Raw genomic sequence first — 19,474 nt, forward strand, 5'->3', positions numbered from 1 at the left:
GCGTATTGCTCGTATTCGTAGCAGCCACCGGCAAAAAACGGTGCATAACGCCATGTTTCTTACCACAAGAAATCCACCCCTAGATTTCATGCGGAGAAAACCGCCTCGTACCGTCTGATATCCGTATTAGCGATCACGAAAGGTGATCTCCAATCCTTAACCGGAAGAAAGTTTTGCTCAGCTTTTTCTTAAGGAAAGTTAAAAGCATTGAGAGCTTAAACCCGGTTGAGACTAACGCAACATCAGAACTCTACTTGAATCTGAATTAGCACTCTTTACCCAAATGTCCAGTTTTTAATCCGAACATTTCTTCGTAAAAATTTCATCTACAAAAAAGCAGGTAACTAATGAGGCGAACTACCGTTGCTTATTCTTCAATCACTGCGTTTGTTAGCCCCTCTTTCTATACCCGCGTTTCGCGATTCGCCCCTGCATTAGTAGTTCATCTCGGATCGAAGGTGGCGTCAACCGACACCCAGCCTCGTGCGCTGCGCGTGCAAGAAGGTGCGCTGCAATCGGAGCAGTCAATACAAAGAAGACAAATCCGGCCAGCGCCCGCACCAGGATCGACAGATCCTGCGAATGAATACCGACTGCAAGTAGTAGCAGACCAGAGCCGACAGTACCGGCCTTCGATGCCGCATGCATGCGACTGTAAAGGTCAGGCAAGCGGACGATACCGATGGCTGCAATAAGCGAGAACAATGCGCCTGCCAACAGAATGACAGCCACGACGATAGCCCAAACGAGATCCATTACCGCCCCCCCTTCTGCCGTCTGCCATGCTTGCGCGTTTTCTTGTGAAGCGATTCGCTTCCTTTGCCTCCTCCATCGGGGGGCTGCTTCGAGGCATCCGATTGCGCCTGAGTGAGAACGAATCTGGCGAAGGCGACGGTGGCGAGAAAGCCGACGAGGCCGAGCGCAATGGCAATATCAATATAGAGCATGAAGCCGGTCTTGATGGCGATGACTGCGATGAAGCCGATCGCGATCGCCACGAGCATATCGAGTGCCAGAATCCGGTCCGGCAATGTCGGGCCTGCCACCACACGATAGACCGTAAGCAGAAATGCAAGGCTGAGAATACCGAGCGCTACCATGGCTGCTGCGGAGACGATGGATGCCGCGATCATCGGAAGGCCTCCATGATCCGGCGCTCGAAGCCATCAGCAATACTTCGTTTGATGGCTTCCGGGTCGGAGCAATCGAGCGCATGGACATACAGGGTCTTGCGATCGTCGGAGACGTCGACGGACAAAGTGCCCGGCGTCAGCGTGATCAGATTGGCGAGCAACGTGATTTCGAAATCGCGGTCGACCGTCAAGGGGAAGGCAAAGATCCCGGGTTTGACGTCCATTTTCGGGCTCATGACGGCAACGGCGACCGCCCAGGCCGACTTGGCAAGCTCGCATATGAACAGCAATAGCAGGGCAAGTATCCGGCGAGTGTGGCCGAGGTAAAGCCCGCCGCCATAGGATGACCGCACGACGGCAAGCGCGATCGCGGCAAGGACGAAACCAAACAACAGATTGACGAAGGAAGCACTGCCCGTGATGGCGACCCAGACGACGGCAAGCAGGAGGTTGAAGACCAACAGGATCATTGTGCGCCCCCTGCCTGCGGGAAGACGGAATGCAGATAGGCGGACGGCTGCTCGAGGCCGGCGGCGGCAAGCTGCGTCAGCTGCAGAAGCCTCTCCGGAAAGACACCGAAGCCGACGACAAATATTGTCAGCGCGATAAGCGGCACGCCCGCCTGCCACCTGATCGGCTCCGGAGGAGCATTCCCCTCATCGACTGCGGGCCGCCAATAGGCCAGCAGGAAAACCCGCCCGAAGGCGATCGTGGTCAGGAAACCTGCCGACAGGATCGCCGCGGCAAGCCACCAGGCACCTGTCGCGAGCGCCGCCTTCACCAGGACTACCTTGGGCCAGAAGCCGGAAAAGGGCGGCAGGCCGCTGGCCGCAAAGAACAGCACCAGTGAGAGCCCGGCGAACCAGCCGCTCCGCCGGTAAAGTCCACCAAGTGAAGCGAGTGAAAAGCTGCCGCCGAGCTGGGCCGCCTGGCCGGCAAGCAGATAGAGAGCCGTCATCAGCACCATGGAGTGCAATGCGTAGAAGATCGCGCCGCTGAGGCCATCGGCACCGCCGAGCGCGACGCCTGCGAGCATCGTTCCGATGCCGGAAATGACGATATAGCCCAGTAGGCGGCGGATGTCGGTCGACCCGAGAGCGCCCAGCACCCCGGCCAGCATGGTGGCGATGGCAACGACCGTTATCATCGGGCCAAGCTCCGTGCGTTCGACCGGCAGCAACATGACCAAGACCCTGATGAGCGCATAGACGCCGACCTTGGTGAGCAGGCCCGCGAACAGAGCCGAAACGGTGATCCGCGGCGTATGATAGGAGGCCGGCAGCCAGAAATTGACGGGGAAAGCAGCCGCCTTCATGCCGAAGGCAAGCAGGAACAAGCCAGCCAGCGTCATCATCGGCGCGGTGCTGCCGCCTGCCCTCGCCTTCATGGCAATATCGGCCATGTTGAGCGTGCCGAAGACGGCATAGAGATAGCCGACGGAGACGAGAAAGAGCGTGGTGGCGATGAGGTTCAGCACGGCATATTTCAACCCGCCGTCGATCTGCTCCCGCTCCGAGCCAAGGATCAGCAGACCGAAAGACGAAATCAGCAGCACTTCGAACCAGACGTAGAGGTTGAAGATGTCTCCCGTCAGGAAGGCGCCGCTGACGCCGGCAAGCAGCAACATGAGGAACGGGAAAAAGCCGTAGCGGCGGCCGCTGGTGCCGATCTCCGCGAGTGCGTAGACGCCGGCGGCAAGCGCCACGATCGCCGCCGTCAGAGCCATGGCCGCGCCGAGAAGATCGATGCTGAAGGCAATGCCGAAAGGCGGCAGCCATCGGCCCATGACCATCGTCACGGGTCCATCGCCCGCAACCCTATAAAGCAAGGCGGCATCGACCAGCACCAAGAACATCAATCCAGGAATGGCGATCCAGGCATGCCATTCGGTGCGGTTGCGCAACATCAGGAGAATAGCGCCGAGGCCGACGCACAGGGCGACCGGCAGAATGACCAGCCAATGCCCGAGCGGCACAGGCGCTGCCACCAACGCAGCGGAGAGATCGACGGGGATATCGGTCGGTCCGGCCATATTGTCAGTACCCCAAGGGCGGCAGCGGCCGCTCGTCCGGTTCGGCTGCCAGCATCTCGCCGGTATTGTCCGTCTTGAGATCCTGATAGGCCCGGTAGGTCAGGACAAGCAGAAAGGCGAAGAACGAGAAGGAAATGACGATCGCAGTCAGGATCAGCGCCTGCGGCAGCGGATTGGCTGCGGCCAGATCGAGTGTGCTCGCTCCTTGCGGAATGATGGGCGGCACTTCGGGCGTTATCCGACCGGCCGTAAAGAGCAGCAGATTGACGGCGTTGCCGAGGATGGCGATGCCGAGCATGATGCGGATCGAAAACTTCGACAGCATCAGATAGATCGCCGCGGCGAAGAACAGGCCGACCAGAGCGGCGAAAACGACCTCCATCAGTCCACCTCCCGCTCTTCGAGCGCAAGCGCAATCGAGGTGATCGCGCCGACGACGACCAGATAGACGCCGATATCGAAGAGCATCACCGTGGAGAGCGCCACTTCGACGCCGAACAGATGCGGATAGACCCACAGCCCGGTCATGAACGGCACGCCGAAGAAGGCGGACAGGAAACCCGCAAGGGTCGACGCCAGCAGGCCGAAGCCGGCAATCGCCAATGGATGAAAGACAATGGCGCGCCGCACCGCCGTCACGCCGCAGGCGATGCCGTAGATCGCGAAGGCTGACGCGGCGACCAGCCCGCCGATGAAGCCGCCGCCGGGTTCGTTATGGCCGCGCAGGAGAATGAAGACGGAAAAGAGCAGCATCAGTGCCGTCAGAAACGGCGCGGCAGTGCGGAAGATCAGCGTATTCATGAGCGCTCGGCCTCCATCCTCACCTCAAGATCGGGCTTTTCCTCAAGTTCGGGATCGTTGGTCGCGAGTTTGCGCTCGCCGCCGGCACGGATGCGGATCAGGGCCAGGATGGCAAGCCCGGTCATGGCGACGACGGCAATCTCGCCGAGCGTATCCGTGCCGCGGAAGTCGACGATGATGACGTTGACCACGTTGTCGCCATGGGCGATCAGCTTCGAATAGTGGTTGAAGAAGGCGGTCAGCGTCAGATCGAAGGGCGCTTGCGTCGCCTTCAGCAAGAGCAGGCCGAAGCCGACGCCGCAGGCGATCGCCAGCGCGGCATGGGCGACCATCTTCAGCGGCGGGCGACGATCCGACGGAGAAAGACGCAGCCTCGTCATCACCATGGCCAGGATGACGACGGAAAGGGTCTCGACCATGAACTGCGTGAAGGAGAGATCTGGCGCGCCGAACAGCAAGAAGATGACGGCGACGGCAAAGCCCTGGATACCGAGCGAAACAATGGCCGTCAGCCGGTCACGCGCCATGACGACAGCGGCAAGCCCGATGATGGCGATGAGGAAAATGGTCGCCTCATGCCATTGCAAATTCGGCCAGGCAGGGATTGCCGGCAATTCGCCATGGGTGACAAGGGGAACCAGCAGCATCGCGGCAAGGCAGAGGAAGCTGACCGCCACATAGATTTCCAGGCGGCCCGGCTGCAGGATCCGCGAGATGGCATGCGACAACCGCACCAGTCCGGAGATGAAACCATCGAAACCGCGATCCGGTCCCGGCCCTAAGTGCCGCAAGATAACCGACATCAGGAAGCGAGCGCGATCAAGCTGCCAATAGACAAGGATGCCAATGAGCGCGGTTGCCAGCGAAAGCGCCAGGGGCAAACCGATATGCGGAGCAAGCGAGGCCGAAATATGCAGCTCCTTGCCGCCGACGGCGCTCGCCATCGGCGAAGAGACATAGGCATGCCACGGCCCCGACAGCAAAGCCGAAGCGAGACCGAGCAACGCAAGCAGCGCCGGCCCGAGCCAGAGCAGTGGCGGCGCCTCATGCGGGTGGCGCGGCGTCTCAGTCAGCGGCCCGACGAAGGGTTTTAGCGCGACGGCAAAGGCGACGGCGAACATCAGCACATTGCCGGCCACGGCGACGACGGTCAGGATGATCGCAGCCGGCGATGCCTGTGCCAGCGCGGCATATATCTCTTCCTTGGCAAGAAAGCCGAAGGCTGGCGGCACGCCGCCCATCGAAATCGCGGCGATCAAGGCGGCGGCGAAGGTGAGCGGCATGGCCGAGCGCAGCCCGCCCAGGCGCGTGATGTCGCGCGTTCCCGTCTCATGATCGACGATGCCGGCGACCATGAACAGGGCGCCCTTGAACAACGAATGGGCCACCAGATAGAGCACCGCCGCTTCGACGGCATAGTCCGTGCCGAAGCCGGTGAGCAGCACGAGCAGGCCAAGGGAGGAAACGGTCGTGTAGGCGAGCTTTAGCTTGAGATCGGTCTGACGGATCGCCAGCAGAGTTCCGACCAGCAGCGTCACGGCGCCGAAAATCGGAAGGATCGTCTGCCACGCAGCCGTGTCACCCATGACTGGGTTGAGCCGCATCAGGAGATAGACGCCGGCCTTCACCATGGTTGCGGAATGCAGGTAGGCCGAGACGGGGGTCGGTGCTTCCATGGCATTCGGCAGCCAGAAGTGAAACGGAAACTGCGCCGACTTGGTGAAGGCGCCGCCAAGCACAAGGATCAGCGCGGTGAAATAGAGCGGGCTTGCCCGCAAGGTGTCGCCCGAGTGCAGCAATTCGAACATCGAGCCGAGGCCGGTGATCTGCCAGATGAGCAACAGGCCCGCCAGCAGCAGCAGCCCTCCTCCACCGGTAACCACCAGCGCCTGCAGTGCCGCCCGGCGCGACGCCTCACGCCGATGATCGAAACCAATCAGCAGGAACGAGGTGATGGAGGTCAGCTCCCAGAAGACGAACAGCGTGAGGAAACTGTCTGCCACGACTAGGCCGAGCATCGAGCCCATAAAGAGGAAGATGAAGGAGAAGAAGCGTCCGAGATCCGCATGCCCCTTCAGGTAGCCGCCGGTGTAGAGAATGATGAGGGTGCCGATGCCGGTGACGAGCAGTGCAAAGGTGAGCGACAGCCCGTCGAGCAGCCAAGAGAAACGCAAGTCCAGGCTCGGCACCCAATCAAAGCCGGCTTGGACGACTTGCCCCGAGGCAATATCGAGCAGAGATCCTGAAAAATGGAGAAAGGCTAGCCCGGGAAGCAGCGCCAGGAGCCAGGCGGCGTAGTGCCCCAACCGCCGAACGACGACGGGCGCGATCAACGCACCCAAGAAAGGCAGACATAGAGCCAGGAATGTCAGGCCCGTGACACCGGCCATGCCTTCCCCCTGCTGAACGATCATGCGGAATCCGGCAAGGCCGGAGCTAGGGTGCAGGGATAGGCGAAAGGGTGGGCTGTCTCAAGTGCAAACGGTCGAAAACCGGGATTAAACCACTGAAATCGTTTTCCGCCCGAACAACACCAGGTTGCCGGGATCGGCATCAAGGCCCTTACGGACGACGGCTTCTCCACTTCGGAGCCGGGGCCTCTTGCGCGGATCGCTTGGCCGTGGCAGCAAATCGTCCAATCCTGCATGGCTCGCAATGAAGCTGTAACGAATTTGAGCTATTTTTCAGCTACTCCTAGAATCGCTATGGAATTTCTGCGGAAAAATGCGCTATTCTTGATCGGTTTGCAGATCCCGCCTCCCGGAAACCGCAATGCTCGCCCGCCTGATTGCCCTCCTGCTGCTTTGCCCCGCGTCGGCGCTTGCTGCCGACTGGTGGTCTTATGACGATGCAGGCTTCGGCTATGCGATCGAGCTGCCGTCGGATTTCCATCTCTCGGCCTCTTCCGGCGATGCCAACCGCCTTTCCCTGTCGCCGGCGGATCGATCCGCCATGCTACAGGTCTTCGGCACGGCGCTCGCCAATGGTGACTTCACGGAAGAAGCGAATGTGCGCGTCGCACTCGCGCGGGATCAGGGCTGGAAGATTTCCTATTCCAAATCGAACTCGCGCGGCATCAGCTTTTCCGGCACCAAGCAGGGGCGCATCGTCTATGTGCGCGGCGTGGCGCTCTGCAACGGCGGAGCGGCCTTCTTCCAGATGGACTATTCGAAGGCCGACATGCAACGCTATGACGCCATCGTCATGCGTCTGGTGCGCAGCTTGCGCCCGACCAAGAAGTGCACTCCCACGGCGCAGGTGGTCAAAAACTTTCCGGAGACAGGCTGAAACAGGTGAGCACCGCCGAATAGTGCACGGCGGCGGCAGCGACCACGAAGCCGTGCCAGATCGCGTTCTGGAAGCGCAGCTTTTCCCATACGTGAAAGATGACGCCGAGCGAATAGATCMCCCCGCCGATGACGATCAGCAGCATCGAGGTGAACGGGATATACATCGAGACCGGCTTGGCCACGATGATGCCGCTCCAACCCATGGCAAGGTAAAGCAGGATGGCCAGCCGATCGTAACGCCCCGGAAACAGGCATTTCAAAACGATGCCGAAGGTGGCGAAAACCCAGACTGCTATCAGCATGGCAAACAGCAGCGGATCCCCGGCACCGCGTTCGAGAAACGGCGTATAGGTGGCGGCGATCAGAATGTAGATGAAAGAATGATCGAACCGCCGAAGGAACCATTTCGTCGGCGACACCGGCCAGAGATTATAGGTGAACGACATTCCGAGCGTGAGAACCAGGCCGACGCCGTAGATCCAGGCGGCAGCAATCCCACCATAAGAACTCCAGACGGTCGCATAGAAGATCAGTACGGTTGCGCCGATCAGCGCCAAGACCACTCCGACGCCGTTGACGATGCCGTCAGCGATCACCTCATATCGATCGTAAGCCCAGCGAATGCCTCGGTATTCGGCCATTTCTCTGCACGTTCCAATTCCGTGACGGCTCGATCCTTGCACCTCGCCAATGTGGAAGCAACTGTGCGAAACGGGCATTGCAATCAATCTTCGTGAACGTCGCCAGGGATATCGTCAACAGCAAGCGAACGCTCAATCCGCAATTTCTGGCCTTCTGTGAACAATCGAAATCCGCCATATAGTTGATCAAGTACAGCGGGTCGAGGATATCGAAGAGGCATATCAACCGGCGAAAACCTTCCGCCCGCCACCGACGGCTCGCTTGCCGTCCACGCCGGTTGCCTTTTTCAAGACTCTCAAGGTTGGAATTACCCCCATGACCGAAACTGCCCCCTCCTATGCACTGACCCGCCCTGCCTATGTCGGCCAATCGCACCTCGTCGTCACCGATCTGCCGCTGGTGTCGCGCTTCTATCAGGAGATGCTCGGCCTGAAGGTGATCGAGAAGACGGCGAGCGGCGAAGTCCTCGGCGTTGCCGGCCAACCGCTTCTGACCCTGACGACGGATCGCGCAGCGGCTCGGGCGCCGCGGACGGCAGCAGGCTTGTTCCATACCGCGTTCCTGTTGCCGAGCCGTGTCGAACTCGCGCGCTGGCTCCGTCATGCCGCACACAACAACGTTGCGCTGGAGGGTGCCTCGGATCATATCGTCAGCGAAGCGATCTATCTTTCCGACCCTGAGGGTAACGGTATCGAGATCTATGCCGACCGGCCGCATGAAGAATGGACATTCCACGACGACGGCACGGTGGAGATGGCAACGCTCAGGCTCGATCTGCAGAAGCTCTATGAAAGTGCCCCGCAGGACCGCTGGGACGGCATGGCCGACGGCTCCGCGATCGGCCACATCCATCTGCAGGTCGGCGACGTCGCCGAAGCGAATGCTTTCTATCGCGATGTTCTCGGCATGAAGGTCATGGCTGCCCGCTATCCCGGAGCGACCTTCCTTGCGACCGGCGGCTATCACCACCATCTCGGCGCCAATACATGGAACAGCCGCGGTGCCGGCGTGCGCTCCGAACACATGACGGGTCTCTCGGACTATACCTTGCGTTTCAACGACAAGGCCTCGCTCTACAAGGCCGTGGCGGCCCTCGATCAACACGCGATCAAGACCGAAAAGCGCGATGGCGGCATTTCGCTGCGCGACCCCTGGGGCATCGGCCTCAATCTGGTCGCCTGACATCCTCATTCGACACGCTTTTGAAGGCCCGTTTCGGAACCGGAACGGGCCTTTCGCGTTTGAGTGGTGAGGCAATCTTGCCTTCGAGGATTTGAGGGCATGGAGAGCGACAAAATCGCCGGCAAGCGGCCTGGCGGAGCGGCGGTGCCCGAGCCGGACGGTAGCGCGAGGCGCGCGAGTTCTGAGGAATATCGCAACGACGCCGACGCCTCAGAGATGATGGACTATGCGACGAGAGACAAGCTCGATGTCGCAACGTCCTGGGCGACTATCGGCATCTTCCTCAGTCTGGCGCTGATGGGCGTCTCCGCAATGTCGATGATCCTCATTCCAGTGACGCTGGCCGTCGTGGTCGGCATGATCCTCGGCCTGGCGGCAGAGAAACTCAGCAAGCTCGGCGTGCCGCGCGTTCTCAATGCCGTTCTCTTGTCGTCCGCGGTTGCGCTGACGATCTTTCTCGTCATCAATGCGCTCGCTGGGCCGCTCGCGAAGCTGGCTCAGGAGGCCCCTGATTTCTTCCAGCGAACCTCCGATAGGCTGGTGCCCTATCTCGACCGGTTCAAATGGCTGCATATTTCGCCGGAGACGTTTCAGGGCAGCCCGATGTCGATCAGCACCCTGCTGGAAAACAGCGGCAACGTCCTGCATGTGGTGTCCAACAGCCTGACGCCGGCCATCGTGCAAATCCTGATCTTCTTTGCAGCACTGCTATTGTTTCTCGCCGGCAGGGTCAGCCTGCGCAAAACGATCATCATGGCCTTTTCCAACAGGACCTCGAGGCTGACGGCGATCAGGATCATCAATGCGGTGGAGAGGGTGCTCGGCGTTTACTTCGCTACGGCCTCGCTGATCTATGCAGGCATCGGCGTCGCCATGACGGTGATTGCCTATGTCGGCGGCATGAGCGTGCCGGTGCTCTGGGGCGTCTTCGCCTTTCTTTCCAGCTTCATCCCATTCCTTGGCGTCACGACCATGACCATCGCGCTGGCGATCGCCGGCATCGTCACCCATTCGGACCTCGTCTTCGGTTTAGCTCCCGCCGTGGCGTTCTTTGCCGTGCACCTGACCGTGGAGAACCTGGTCTTTCCTGCCGTCATGGGCCGGCAATGGGAACTCAATCCTTTTGTCGTCTTCCTCGCCATCATCTTCTGGACATGGATGTGGGGCGCCGTCGGCGCCATGCTGGCGCTGCCTTTGTCGCTAATCGTGATGACCGTGATCGATGAACTCTTCATCGAGGAGAAGGCTCAGCCGCAACTGCCGGGCTAGGCGGTTCACACCATCAGTTCGTCGTGCCGCCATCACCCTTTTCGGGGATATCCTGCAGGCGGACGAACTGCACACCCTTTGCCTTCAGCGCCAGAATGCTCGCAGCCACCCCCTCGCCCGCGGCATGGGTCGGCTGGTTGATGTGAGAAATGATGACATCGCCGTCCTTGGCGGAAGCATATTGCTTTTCCACCAACTTGGCCGGCAGAAGCGAGCCGCTGTCACCGTTCACCGAATAGCCGGCGATCCGATAGCCCATGCCGCGGATCTGGGCGATGGCCGAAGGGCTGTATTTTGCGGTCGCGCCACGGAACCAGCGCGGCTGCGGAATGCCTGCGGCGATCATCGCATCGGCGCCGCCCTTGACCTCCTGGGCGACCGCCTGCGGCGAACCGGCAGCATCGATGCCATAGACTTTGATTGGAATATCGACGGCCGGAATATGGTTCTGGCCGTGATTTTCGAGCTCGAAAAGATCGGGATGAGCAAGGAAGACGGCGAGCGCATCAGGATTGGTGCGCAGCCAGCGCGCGGTGACGAAAATCGTCGCCGGGATGCGCTGATCGACCAGGGTGCTCAAGATGCGCGGATCGGTCTTGCCCATGCAGGCATCGAAAGTGAGCGCAATGCGCGGTGGGCCTTTGCCGGCTCGATTGACGCGCAGGTGCGGTTCCAGGAGCTTGACGGTCGATGCCGGCGCCTTCGGCGGCAGCTGTGGCCAGCCGGCCGGCGGTTGCTCCGGCTGCGCGGCGAAGGCGGCCTGTGCGGCAAGCAGGATCATGGATGTCAGCAACAGGCGTTTCATCGGGAGGCCACCGGGTGAATCAAGCAAACGAAATCTGGAGGGCGAGACGATCACCGTCCCAGCCGCAACGCTCGCCATCATCCGGCAACCCGCCGGAAATAAGGCAAACGGGCGACGACGGTGCTCATTTCACATCACAAATACGCCAGACAGGAAAGCGGCAAAGTCCGGGCTTCACCCTGACGGCGTCTGTGCTACGATTGATAAGAAGTGGCCGTGACACTATCTGGATATTTTTCCGTGCTCCTAAAGAGAGACATGTATGAGTCGCGATCCGTATGAAGTCTTAGGCGTAAAGCGGGACGCCCCGCAAAAGGATATTCAAAGCGCCTATCGCAAACTTGCCAAGAAGCTGCACCCCGATCTCAACCCCGGCGACAAACAGGCCGAGGACAAGTTCAAGGAAGTTTCGGCCGCCTATGGCATCCTCGGCGACGAGGAGAAGCGTGCGCGGTTCGACCGCGGCGAGATCGATAGCAGCGGTGCCGAGCAGGCGCCGCGCAGCTACTATCGCGATTATGCGGCGCGTGAAGGCCAGCGCGGCCCCTATCAGAATACGGGTGGTTTTGCCGATTTCGGCGATGCCGACGACATATTTTCCAGCTTCTTCTCGCGGCGCAGCCGAGGCCAATCCCAGATGCAGGGTCAAGATCGTCACTACACGATGGAGGTCGATTTTCTCGACGCCATCAACGGCGCAAAGAAGCAGATCAGCCTGCCTGAGGGGCCAGCGCTGGACGTTCAAATTCCGCCCGGCACGCGCGATGGTCAGACGCTTCGCCTGAAGGGCAAGGGTGATCCAGGCTTTAACGGCGGGAAGCCCGGCGATGCGCTGATTGCGGTGCATGTCCGTCCGCATCGCTTCTATACGCGCGACGGCGACGACATCCGGCTGGAACTGCCGATTTCGCTGGCGGAAGCGGTGCTCGGCGGCAAGGTCAGGGTTCCCACCCCCTCCGGCGATGTCACTGTGACGCTGCAGCCGAATTCCAACACCGGCAAGGTGCTGCGGCTGAAGGGCAAGGGCGTGCCGGTTCGCGGCAAGGAAAACGGCGACGCCTATATCTCCCTGAAGATCGTCCTGCCGGATGCGCCGGATCCAGAGCTCACGCGTTTCGTCTCGGAATGGGAGGCCGGCAAGACGCAAGATCCCAGAAAGACCATGGGAGGATAAACGATGAACGAGAGAGAGTTTCGACTGCACCTCGAAATCGAGACCACGGTGCTGGAAATCTGGATCTCACAGGGCTGGGTGGTGCCGGAAGTGACGGATCAAGGCCGGAACTTCCGCGAGGCCGACATTGCCCGCGGCCAGCTCATCCTCGACCTCGGCAATGCCATGGGCGTCAATGAGCCCGGCGTCGATGTGGTCATGGATCTCGTCGATCAGCTTCACAGCCTGAGGGCAACGCTGCGTGACCTCACGGAGGCCGTATGCCGGCAGCCTTCCGACGTGCAACAGCACATCCTGTCAGAACTCAGCCGCGTCGACGTTCAACGGCGACGCTAGCGGCTCACGGCAGCGCCGGATCGCTCAGTCGTAGAGATAGTGCTCCTGCCATGCGTCACGCGGCACTTTGTCGCCGATCTGGTAGCTCAGATCCCGGACATGGATGTGCTTTGGGCCGGTGATGCAATCATACGAAAGATGATACCAGTCGCCCTTGCTGCGGAAGACGGCGCCTGGCGCCTTCATTGAATCCGGGTTCATGGCGGGATCGCCGAATGTGTAGGCGATGACTTTGTCCGGCTTAAAACCCGTCTTGTCCGTGCCGATCCGCTTCATGGCCTCCGCGTCACACGCCTGTTCCATCCGCTCTGACGGATCGAGCTTTTCCAATTGCTTCTTGATGGCCGGGTCGACCGCGAAAGCAGAGTTAGCGAAAGCCGCCAATGGGATAAGGATGGCAACGAGTTTCAGCATCAAGACCGGTCCCTTTGCATTATTCTGGAATTGATTGCGTCCATTCCATCAGGGATGGCGGTTCGACCGCCTTTATGTCGACGCAATGTATATCGACTTCGATAAAGAATGTGGTCTCATCAAGGCAGCTCCCCCATCGGCTTTCCCGCAAGCTGCCCGTTCGATCAACACTAGTTGATCCGACTTGCATGAAACTTGAGAGGAGAGTTCCCTATTGAACCTCATGCGGCCTCCCTCTATTTCTCTGTTCTCTTTGCATCCGACTTTCACTCCAGAGAAAGCGCTCTCGTGTCTGTATTCAAGAACCTCCCCACCCCGCCTGCCGCCCCGAAACATCCCGTTACGGATACGCGTCACGGCATCAGCCGCAGCGACGATTATGCATGGCTGCGCGCCGACAACTGGCAGGCGATGTTCAAGGATCCATCGATCCTGGCTCCGGAAATCCGCGCCCATCTGGAAGCTGAAAATACCTATATGAACGCCGCCATGGCCGACACGAAGGACCTGCAGAAGGCTCTCTTCGGCGAGATGAAAGGCCGCATCAAGGAAGATGACAGCTCGGTGCCGGTCAAGGACGGCCCCTATGCCTACGGCACGCTTTTCGTCACCGGCGGCGAGCAGCCGCATTATTTTCGCGAAGCCCGCAACGGCGGCGCGCGCAAGCTGCTGCTGAATGGCGACAAGGAGAATCAAGGAAAGTCCTATTTCCGTCTTTCCGGCCTCGACCACTCCACCGATCACAGCCTCGGTATCTGGGGTTATGACGACAAGGGCTCCGAATATTTCACGCTGAAGGTCCGCAACCTTGAAACCGGCGAGGATCTTTCGGATGTCCTCGAGAACACCGGTGGCGGCGGCGTCTGGGCACCGGACGGCAAGAGCTTCTTCTACACACTGCAGGACGAAAACCATCGCCCGTCCAAGATCTACCATCACATCCTCGGCACGCCGCAATCGCAAGACCGGCTCGTCTACGAAGAGGAAGATGCAGGCTTCTTCATGGGCGTCGGCGGCTCGCTGCTCGACGACTACATCTTCATCGACATCCACGACCACGAGACCAGCGAATATCGCATCATCCCGACCTCCGACCTGACCGCCGAACCGAAGATCGTGGCCGTGCGCGAAACGGGGATCGAGTATGAGCTCACCGAAGGCGGCGATGTCTTCTACATCCTCACCAACGACGGCGACGCCAAGGATTTCAAGATCATGGAGACGCCGGCCAACAAGCCGGGCAAGGAAAACTGGAGCGAAGTGGTGGCCCACAAGCCAGGCACGCTGATCCTCAACCACATGGCCTATGCCCGCCACCTCGTCTGGCTGGAGCGCAAGGACGGCCTGCCGCGCATCGTCATCCGCGATCGCCGCAGCGGCGAGGAACATTCCATTGCCTTCGAAGAAGAAGCCTATTCGCTCGGTCTGCAGGGAGCTGCGGAATACGATACCGACGTCATCCGCTTCTCTTATTCCTCGATGACGACGCCGAGCCAGCTCTTCGACTACAATATGGCGACGCGCGAGCGCACCCTCTTGAAGACGCAGGAAGTGCCCTCAGGCCACAATCCGGCCGATTACGTTACCCGCCGCGTCTTCGCGCCTGCCTGGGATGGCGAAAAGGTGCCGGTGACGCTGCTTTACCGCAAGGACACGCCTCTGGACGGCTCGGCACCGTGCCTGCTCTATGGCTACGGCGCCTATGGCATCACCATTCCGGCCGGTTTCAACACCAACTGCCTGTCGCTTGCGGACCGCGGTTTCGTCTACGCCATCGCCCATATCCGCGGCGGCAAGGACAAGGGCTTTGCCTGGTACGAAGACGGCAAGATGGAAAAGAAGACCAACACGTTCAAGGACTTCATCGCGGCTGCCGACTATCTGAATCAGGAGAAGTTCACCTCTTACGCGAAGATCATCGCTGAGGGCGGTTCGGCAGGCGGCATGCTAATGGGTGCGATCGCCAACATGGCGCCGGAGAAATTCGCGGGCGTCATTGCCGCGGTGCCCTTCGTCGACGTGCTCAACACCATGCTCGACGACACCCTGCCGCTGACGCCGCCGGAATGGCCCGAATGGGGCAACCCGATCGACAGCAGGCAAGAATACGAGCAGATCGCCGCCTACAGCCCCTACGACAATGTCGGCGAAAAGCCCTACCCGCCCATTCTTGCGCTCGGGGGCCTCACCGACCCGCGAGTCACCTATTGGGAACCGGCCAAGTGGGTTGCCAAGCTGCGCGACAAGACGACGGGCGATGCGCCGATCCTCTTGAAAACAAATATGGATGCCGGGCATGGCGGCGCGTCCGGCCGTTTCCAGCGCCTGGAGGAAGTTGCCTTCGAATATTCCTTCGCCATCAAAGTCGCGGGCAAGATGTAGGCTGAGAGCCGGGAGGGAGCGGATGGCAGTCTTTGTAGCCCTGCTGCGTGCCGTCAATGTCGGCGGCACCGGCGCATTGCCGATGGCGAAGCTGAAGGCGCTCTGCGAGGAAATCGGCTTCACGGACGTGATGACCTATATCCAGAGCGGCAATGTGCTCTTTCGCTCCGAAGGGGATGAGGCGACGGTGCAGGCGCGGCTCGAACAGGCGCTGGCGCGCAAGATGGGCACATCACCCGGCGTGATTCTGCGCAGCCGCGAGGCTTTGGATAGGGTGGCTGATAATTCGCCCTTCCCGCATGCCAAGCCAAACTATCTGCTCGTCAGCTTCCTGCCGGATGCGCCGCCGAAGGATGCGCTGGACAAGCTTGTCGCGCCCGGCGGCGAAGAAGTGCATATCGCCGGCCGAGAAATCTATGTGCATTACCCCGATGGTTCCGGACGCTCGAAACTGAAGCTGCCGGCGCTGAAAGCAGGCACATCGAGAAATCTCAACACGGTACGGAAGCTTGCGGAGATGGCACGCGAGCTTGAGGAGCGCAGGGATTAGACGACGAGACGGAGGCGCGATCGATTGCGATCCGCAGCTTGCACCTCCTCTTCATGCGTCCTACTTTAGAGGCATGAGCTCTTTCCTTTCCGAAACACAGATGCTTCAGGCGCCTCCGGTTCTGTTCGACAACAGCTATGCGCGCCTGCCACCGCAATTCTTTGCGGACCAGAGGCCGACACCCGTGGCGGCACCGCAGCTCATCAAGTTCAACGAGGCGCTGGCGCGCGAGCTTGGGCTCGATGTCGAGGCGTTGAGACAGAATGCTGCGGCTATCTTTTCGGGAAACCAGCTTCTGCCGGGATCGCAACCGATCGCAATGGCCTATGCCGGTCACCAGTTCGGCAATTTCGTGCCGCAGCTCGGCGATGGCCGCGCGATCCTTCTCGGCGAAGTGAAGGATCGCAACGGCAGGCGCCGCGACATCCAGCTCAAGGGCTCTGGCCCCACTCCATTTTCCCGCCGCGGCGACGGGCGTGCCGCGCTCGGGCCGGTATTACGCGAATACATTGTCAGCGAGGCGATGTATGCCCTCGGCATCCCGACGACGCGGGCGCTGGCGGCAGTGACCACCGGGGAGCCCGTCTATCGCGAGGAAGTCCTTCCCGGCGCGATCTTTACGCGCGTGGCGGCCAGCCATATCCGCGTCGGCACCTTTCAATTCTTTGCCGCGCGCGGCGATACGGAGAGTACAAAAACGCTGGCTGACCATGTCATTGCCCGGCACTACCCCGAAATCAGAGACCGTGCGAACCCCTATCTCGCGCTGCTGGAAGCCGTGGCCGAGCGGCAGGCGGCGCTGATTGCGCGCTGGTTGCATGTCGGCTTCATCCACGGCGTGATGAACACCGACAATATGAGCGTGTCGGGCGAGACGATCGACTTCGGTCCCTGCGCCTTCATGGACGCCTACGACCCGGCGACGGTCTTCTCTTCCATCGATCGCAACGGCCGCTATGCCTATGCCAACCAGCCGGCCATAGGCCAATGGAATCTCGCGCGCCTCGGCGAAACGCTGATTCCGTTGATCGATCCGTCCGTCGATAAGGCGATCGAGCTGGCAAACATCGTTATCAAGGCCTATGGCGAGCGCTTCCAGGCGCATTGGCTCTCCGGCATGCGTGCCAAGATCGGCTTGGCCGGCGAGGAAGAAGGCGATCTCGATCTGATCCAGTCGCTACTGGCGATCATGCAGCAGCAAAGTGCGGATTTCACGCTCACCTTCCGCCGCCTTGCCGATCTTGCGGCAGACGAGAACACAACCGATTTCGCCGCGACCTTCCAGGATTCGCAAGCTATTACGCCTTGGCTTGCGCAATGGCGTGAGCGGCTCGCCCGCGATCCTCAGCAGCCTGCCGCGCGCGCGCAAACGATGCGAAAGGTCAATCCGGCGTTCATTCCCCGCAACCACCGGATAGAACAGGCAATCGAAGCTGCGGTCGAGGACGGCGATTTCTCCCTGTTCGAAGCGCTGCTGAAGGTGCTCGCCAAGCCCTACGAAGACCAGCCCGCCTTTGCGCCCTATGCCGAGCCGCCCTTGCCGGCGGAAAGGGTATTGCAGACCTTCTGCGGCACTTGAGAAAGCTGGGCGCATAAGCCCCGGGCAGGCTTGCAGAGTCATCGTCTCCCCAACCCATAGGGAGATATGACGATGAAAGTGCACCACGGCACCCACAATTATTTCAGCACCCCGATACGCAGCAAGCAGGATCAGAATTCCGACGACAGCTCGCCTTTTAGCCTGCCTGACGACAGCGAGCAGCAGGACGATTCGCAGGGACCATCGGTCTCAACGAGCGGTGTCCCCTCCTCCATTTCATCGGGCTTCTGGCTCAGCCAGATCGGCGGGGCGTCAGCATCCGGCACCAGCGACGATCAGGATGGCTCGACTGCCGCAAGCGGCAGCAGTTCGACCTCATCGACCAAGCAGTCCAATCAGGACATTCTGGACGAGTTTGCCAAATGGGCGAACATGACGCCGGCCCAGAAAATCCGGGCGCAATATCTGCAGGCGCATAGCCTGACGGAAGAATCCTTCAACGCTCTCTCCACCGACGACCAGAAGGCGATCAACGACCAGATCGCTGCCGAGATCAAGCAGAAGCTCGGCGCTGGCAACAACAAGGGTGACGACGAGAAGGAAACGGACGGCGCATCCTCGGCCTTGTCCATCGCCTGAGCAAATTGCCAGATTGCATGAAGAGGATACGATCCTGATTCACGTCTCGATCGTATCCTCTTGTTTTTACTGGCCGCATTTCGTCACTGACCAACCATTTGGACAATGATCTTGCTGACTTCGACAAAGACGGCTTCGACATCCTTCGCAGGCGCGGTTGCCTCCGCGACGAACGTCGTGACAAGGACGGGGCCACGCTCGGGCGGCCAGATCACCGCGATATCGGCATAGGAGCCATTATTGCCCGTACCGGTCTTGTCGCCGACCTTCCATTCCTTCGGCAGGCCGGCGCGCAGACGATTATTGCCGGTGGTGTTGGCGACCAGCCAATTGATCAGCTGATCCCTGGATGTTTCTGACAGCGTGTTGCCAAGCGTCAGCAGCCCGATCGTGTCCAGCATCGCATCTGGCGTCGTCGTGTCGCGCAGATCGTCCTTGACCGCCTGATTGACGTCGGGCTCATTGCGATCGAGGCGGGTTTCGGTGTCGCCGGTGACGCGCAGCCAGGAGGTCAGCGCAGCAGGACCGCCGACGCTTTCGAGCAGCAGGTTGCCGGCGGTATTGTCGCTCAGGGTGATGGCGGCGCCGCAAAGTTCGGCGACGGTCATGCCATCGGTGCCGGCATGCTTTTCCGTTTCCGGGGAATAGGTAACCACCACCTCTTTCCCATAGGTGACGCGGCGGTCGAGTTTTTCGACACCCTGATCGACACGCGCCAGGACAAAGCCGGCTGCCAGAGCCTTGTAGGTGCTGCACAGCGGGAAGCGCTCTTCCTGGCGATGGCCGAGTGAAATATTGGTTTCAGTGTCGAGGACGGAGACGCCAAGTCGCCCGCCGGTTTTCTTTTCCAGACCCGCCAACTGCTTGTCGACATCGTCGGTCAGCTGCGAATTGTCCGTCTGTGCGCCGTTATCGCCGTCCATGTCTTGTCCGTTGGCCGGCGTTGCGGAATTGTCCTGGGTGGCCGGCGCCTGCGGCGACGTAGCGACACCCTGGGCGAAGAGCGCATCCGGACCGAGCGTCAGAGCGGGGAACAGCAGCGCCGAGCCAGCCACAAGGCGGCGACGGGTGAGCAATATGGGCATGCAAAAAGCCTCCAGCAGAATCGGGCAGATTGTGGGCTATGCGACGAATATGGCAAGCCTCCGACCGGCCCGATTGCTATCGGATTTCATGCCGTCTTGTCGACCGTGACTTCAATGACCGCGTCAATAATGGGCTGATCCCGATTGTACCGTATGACTACCTGCCCTTGTAAATTTAATAGGCGATCGCATATATTGCT

At 60.3% G+C, this 19,474-nt stretch carries 20 protein-coding genes; 9 read left to right on the plus strand and 11 right to left on the minus strand.

The genetic code is table 11. From position 1 onward, the window contains the following. Positions 1-390: 390 nt before the first annotated feature. The 7 genes from mnhG to QD409_RS11380 are packed head-to-tail and all read right to left on the minus strand — an operon-like array spanning position 391 to position 6,356. Entirely contained in the window at positions 391-756 is a 366-nt protein-coding gene (gene mnhG / locus QD409_RS11350) for a monovalent cation/H(+) antiporter subunit G (protein ID WP_430762768.1), read from the minus strand. Beyond that, entirely contained in the window at positions 756-1,133 is a 378-nt protein-coding gene (locus tag QD409_RS11355) for a cation:proton antiporter (RefSeq protein WP_430762769.1), read from the minus strand. The genes mnhG and QD409_RS11355 overlap by 1 nt, the downstream gene beginning before the upstream one ends. Then, positions 1,130-1,603, minus strand: a complete 474-nt coding sequence (locus QD409_RS11360) for a Na+/H+ antiporter subunit E (RefSeq protein WP_430762770.1) — start codon at positions 1,601-1,603, stop codon at positions 1,130-1,132. Before QD409_RS11360 ends, QD409_RS11355 begins: the two co-directional genes overlap by 4 nt. Continuing rightward, positions 1,600-3,165 carry a Na+/H+ antiporter subunit D gene (locus tag QD409_RS11365; protein WP_430762771.1) on the minus strand — a complete coding sequence of 522 codons (1,566 nt, stop codon included), beginning with the start codon at positions 3,163-3,165 and terminating at the stop codon, positions 1,600-1,602. Before QD409_RS11365 ends, QD409_RS11360 begins: the two co-directional genes overlap by 4 nt. A gap of 4 nt (positions 3,166-3,169) precedes the next feature. Then, the gene (locus QD409_RS11370) at positions 3,170-3,547 is read right to left on the minus strand and encodes a Na+/H+ antiporter subunit C (RefSeq protein WP_430762772.1); all 378 of its coding nucleotides are present in this window, start codon (positions 3,545-3,547) and stop codon (positions 3,170-3,172) included. After that, entirely contained in the window at positions 3,547-3,966 is a 420-nt protein-coding gene (locus QD409_RS11375; RefSeq protein WP_430762773.1) for a Na+/H+ antiporter subunit B, read from the minus strand. The genes QD409_RS11370 and QD409_RS11375 overlap by 1 nt, the downstream gene beginning before the upstream one ends. Beyond that, a complete protein-coding gene (locus QD409_RS11380) occupies positions 3,963-6,356 on the minus strand; it encodes a putative monovalent cation/H+ antiporter subunit A (protein WP_430762786.1) in 2,394 nt (797 codons plus the stop codon). Before QD409_RS11380 ends, QD409_RS11375 begins: the two co-directional genes overlap by 4 nt. A gap of 382 nt (positions 6,357-6,738) precedes the next feature. On the opposite strand from QD409_RS11380, the gene QD409_RS11385 reads away from it, so the two are divergent. Beyond that, a complete protein-coding gene (locus tag QD409_RS11385; RefSeq protein WP_430762774.1) occupies positions 6,739-7,254 on the plus strand; it encodes a hypothetical protein in 516 nt (171 codons plus the stop codon). Here QD409_RS11385 and trhA read toward each other — a convergent pair. Next, a complete protein-coding gene (gene trhA, locus QD409_RS11390) occupies positions 7,229-7,897 on the minus strand; it encodes a PAQR family membrane homeostasis protein TrhA (protein ID WP_430762775.1) in 669 nt (222 codons plus the stop codon). The two genes, QD409_RS11385 and trhA, sit on opposite strands and share 26 nt — an antisense overlap. 316 nt (positions 7,898-8,213) lie before the next feature. Here trhA and QD409_RS11395 point away from each other — a divergent pair, with 316 nt between their 5' ends. Both QD409_RS11395 and QD409_RS11400 read left to right on the plus strand, forming a co-directional pair. Continuing rightward, the gene (locus QD409_RS11395; protein ID WP_430762776.1) at positions 8,214-9,080 is read left to right on the plus strand and encodes a VOC family protein; all 867 of its coding nucleotides are present in this window, start codon (positions 8,214-8,216) and stop codon (positions 9,078-9,080) included. A 99-nt stretch (positions 9,081-9,179) separates the two neighbouring features. Next, on the plus strand, positions 9,180-10,349 hold the full coding sequence (locus tag QD409_RS11400; protein WP_430762777.1) for an AI-2E family transporter: 1,170 nt from the start codon (positions 9,180-9,182) through the stop codon (positions 10,347-10,349). Between the two features lie 13 nt (positions 10,350-10,362). Here the strand turns inward: QD409_RS11400 and QD409_RS11405 are convergent, their stop codons facing one another. After that, entirely contained in the window at positions 10,363-11,154 is a 792-nt protein-coding gene (locus QD409_RS11405; protein ID WP_092846014.1) for a polysaccharide deacetylase family protein, read from the minus strand. 262 nt (positions 11,155-11,416) lie between these two features. Between QD409_RS11405 and QD409_RS11410 the strand changes: the two genes are divergently transcribed. Continuing rightward, a complete protein-coding gene (locus tag QD409_RS11410) occupies positions 11,417-12,328 on the plus strand; it encodes a DnaJ C-terminal domain-containing protein (protein WP_092845803.1) in 912 nt (303 codons plus the stop codon). Between the two features lie 3 nt (positions 12,329-12,331). Continuing rightward, on the plus strand, positions 12,332-12,664 hold the full coding sequence (locus QD409_RS11415; RefSeq protein ID WP_092845805.1) for a chaperone modulator CbpM: 333 nt from the start codon (positions 12,332-12,334) through the stop codon (positions 12,662-12,664). Between the two features lie 24 nt (positions 12,665-12,688). Here QD409_RS11415 and QD409_RS11420 read toward each other — a convergent pair whose 3' ends face one another. Then, positions 12,689-13,078 (minus strand): DUF930 domain-containing protein, encoded by a 390-nt coding sequence (locus tag QD409_RS11420; protein WP_092845807.1) that lies wholly within the window; start codon positions 13,076-13,078, stop codon positions 12,689-12,691. 288 nt (positions 13,079-13,366) lie between these two features. Here QD409_RS11420 and QD409_RS11425 point away from each other — a divergent pair, with 288 nt between their 5' ends. The 4 genes from QD409_RS11425 (at position 13,367) to QD409_RS11440 (ending at position 18,189) form a co-directional block, all read left to right on the plus strand. Beyond that, positions 13,367-15,460 carry a S9 family peptidase gene (locus QD409_RS11425; protein WP_092845809.1) on the plus strand — a complete coding sequence of 698 codons (2,094 nt, stop codon included), beginning with the start codon at positions 13,367-13,369 and terminating at the stop codon, positions 15,458-15,460. A 22-nt stretch (positions 15,461-15,482) separates the two neighbouring features. Next, entirely contained in the window at positions 15,483-16,010 is a 528-nt protein-coding gene (locus QD409_RS11430) for a DUF1697 domain-containing protein (RefSeq protein WP_092845811.1), read from the plus strand. A gap of 100 nt (positions 16,011-16,110) precedes the next feature. Next, on the plus strand, positions 16,111-17,589 hold the full coding sequence (locus QD409_RS11435) for a protein adenylyltransferase SelO (RefSeq protein WP_245297947.1): 1,479 nt from the start codon (positions 16,111-16,113) through the stop codon (positions 17,587-17,589). A gap of 72 nt (positions 17,590-17,661) precedes the next feature. Beyond that, entirely contained in the window at positions 17,662-18,189 is a 528-nt protein-coding gene (locus QD409_RS11440) for a hypothetical protein (protein WP_092846016.1), read from the plus strand. Positions 18,190-18,272: 83 nt separating this feature from the next. On the opposite strand, the gene bla is transcribed toward QD409_RS11440, so the two are convergent. After that, on the minus strand, positions 18,273-19,274 hold the full coding sequence (gene bla / locus QD409_RS11445) for a class A beta-lactamase (RefSeq protein WP_092845815.1): 1,002 nt from the start codon (positions 19,272-19,274) through the stop codon (positions 18,273-18,275). Positions 19,275-19,474: the final 200 nt, after the last annotated feature.

The sequence above is a fragment of the Rhizobium sp. BR 315 genome (genome assembly GCF_050577975.1).
Lineage (GTDB): Bacteria > Pseudomonadota > Alphaproteobacteria > Rhizobiales > Rhizobiaceae > Rhizobium > Rhizobium miluonense.

Bases quoted from the DNA above. Each gene is read 5' to 3' on its own strand.
- mnhG (WP_430762768.1), bottom strand. From the start codon at position 756: ATGGATCTCGTTTGGGCTATCGTCGTGGCTGTCATTCTGTTGGCAGGC.
- QD409_RS11355 (WP_430762769.1), bottom strand. From the start codon at position 1,133: ATGATCGCGGCATCCATCGTCTCCGCAGCAGCCATGGTAGCGCTCGGT.
- QD409_RS11360 (WP_430762770.1), bottom strand. From the start codon at position 1,603: ATGATCCTGTTGGTCTTCAACCTCCTGCTTGCCGTCGTCTGGGTCGCC.
- QD409_RS11365 (WP_430762771.1), bottom strand. From the start codon at position 3,165: ATGGCCGGACCGACCGATATCCCCGTCGATCTCTCCGCTGCGTTGGTG.
- QD409_RS11370 (WP_430762772.1), bottom strand. From the start codon at position 3,547: ATGGAGGTCGTTTTCGCCGCTCTGGTCGGCCTGTTCTTCGCCGCGGCG.
- QD409_RS11375 (WP_430762773.1), bottom strand. From the start codon at position 3,966: ATGAATACGCTGATCTTCCGCACTGCCGCGCCGTTTCTGACGGCACTG.
- QD409_RS11380 (WP_430762786.1), bottom strand. From the start codon at position 6,356: ATGGCCGGTGTCACGGGCCTGACATTCCTGGCTCTATGTCTGCCTTTC.
- QD409_RS11385 (WP_430762774.1), top strand. From the start codon at position 6,739: ATGCTCGCCCGCCTGATTGCCCTCCTGCTGCTTTGCCCCGCGTCGGCG.
- QD409_RS11395 (WP_430762776.1), top strand. From the start codon at position 8,214: ATGACCGAAACTGCCCCCTCCTATGCACTGACCCGCCCTGCCTATGTC.
- QD409_RS11400 (WP_430762777.1), top strand. From the start codon at position 9,180: ATGGAGAGCGACAAAATCGCCGGCAAGCGGCCTGGCGGAGCGGCGGTG.
- QD409_RS11405 (WP_092846014.1), bottom strand. From the start codon at position 11,154: ATGAAACGCCTGTTGCTGACATCCATGATCCTGCTTGCCGCACAGGCC.
- QD409_RS11410 (WP_092845803.1), top strand. From the start codon at position 11,417: ATGAGTCGCGATCCGTATGAAGTCTTAGGCGTAAAGCGGGACGCCCCG.
- QD409_RS11415 (WP_092845805.1), top strand. From the start codon at position 12,332: ATGAACGAGAGAGAGTTTCGACTGCACCTCGAAATCGAGACCACGGTG.
- QD409_RS11420 (WP_092845807.1), bottom strand. From the start codon at position 13,078: ATGCTGAAACTCGTTGCCATCCTTATCCCATTGGCGGCTTTCGCTAAC.
- QD409_RS11430 (WP_092845811.1), top strand. From the start codon at position 15,483: ATGGCAGTCTTTGTAGCCCTGCTGCGTGCCGTCAATGTCGGCGGCACC.
- QD409_RS11435 (WP_245297947.1), top strand. From the start codon at position 16,111: ATGCTTCAGGCGCCTCCGGTTCTGTTCGACAACAGCTATGCGCGCCTG.
- QD409_RS11440 (WP_092846016.1), top strand. From the start codon at position 17,662: ATGAAAGTGCACCACGGCACCCACAATTATTTCAGCACCCCGATACGC.
- bla (WP_092845815.1), bottom strand. From the start codon at position 19,274: ATGCCCATATTGCTCACCCGTCGCCGCCTTGTGGCTGGCTCGGCGCTG.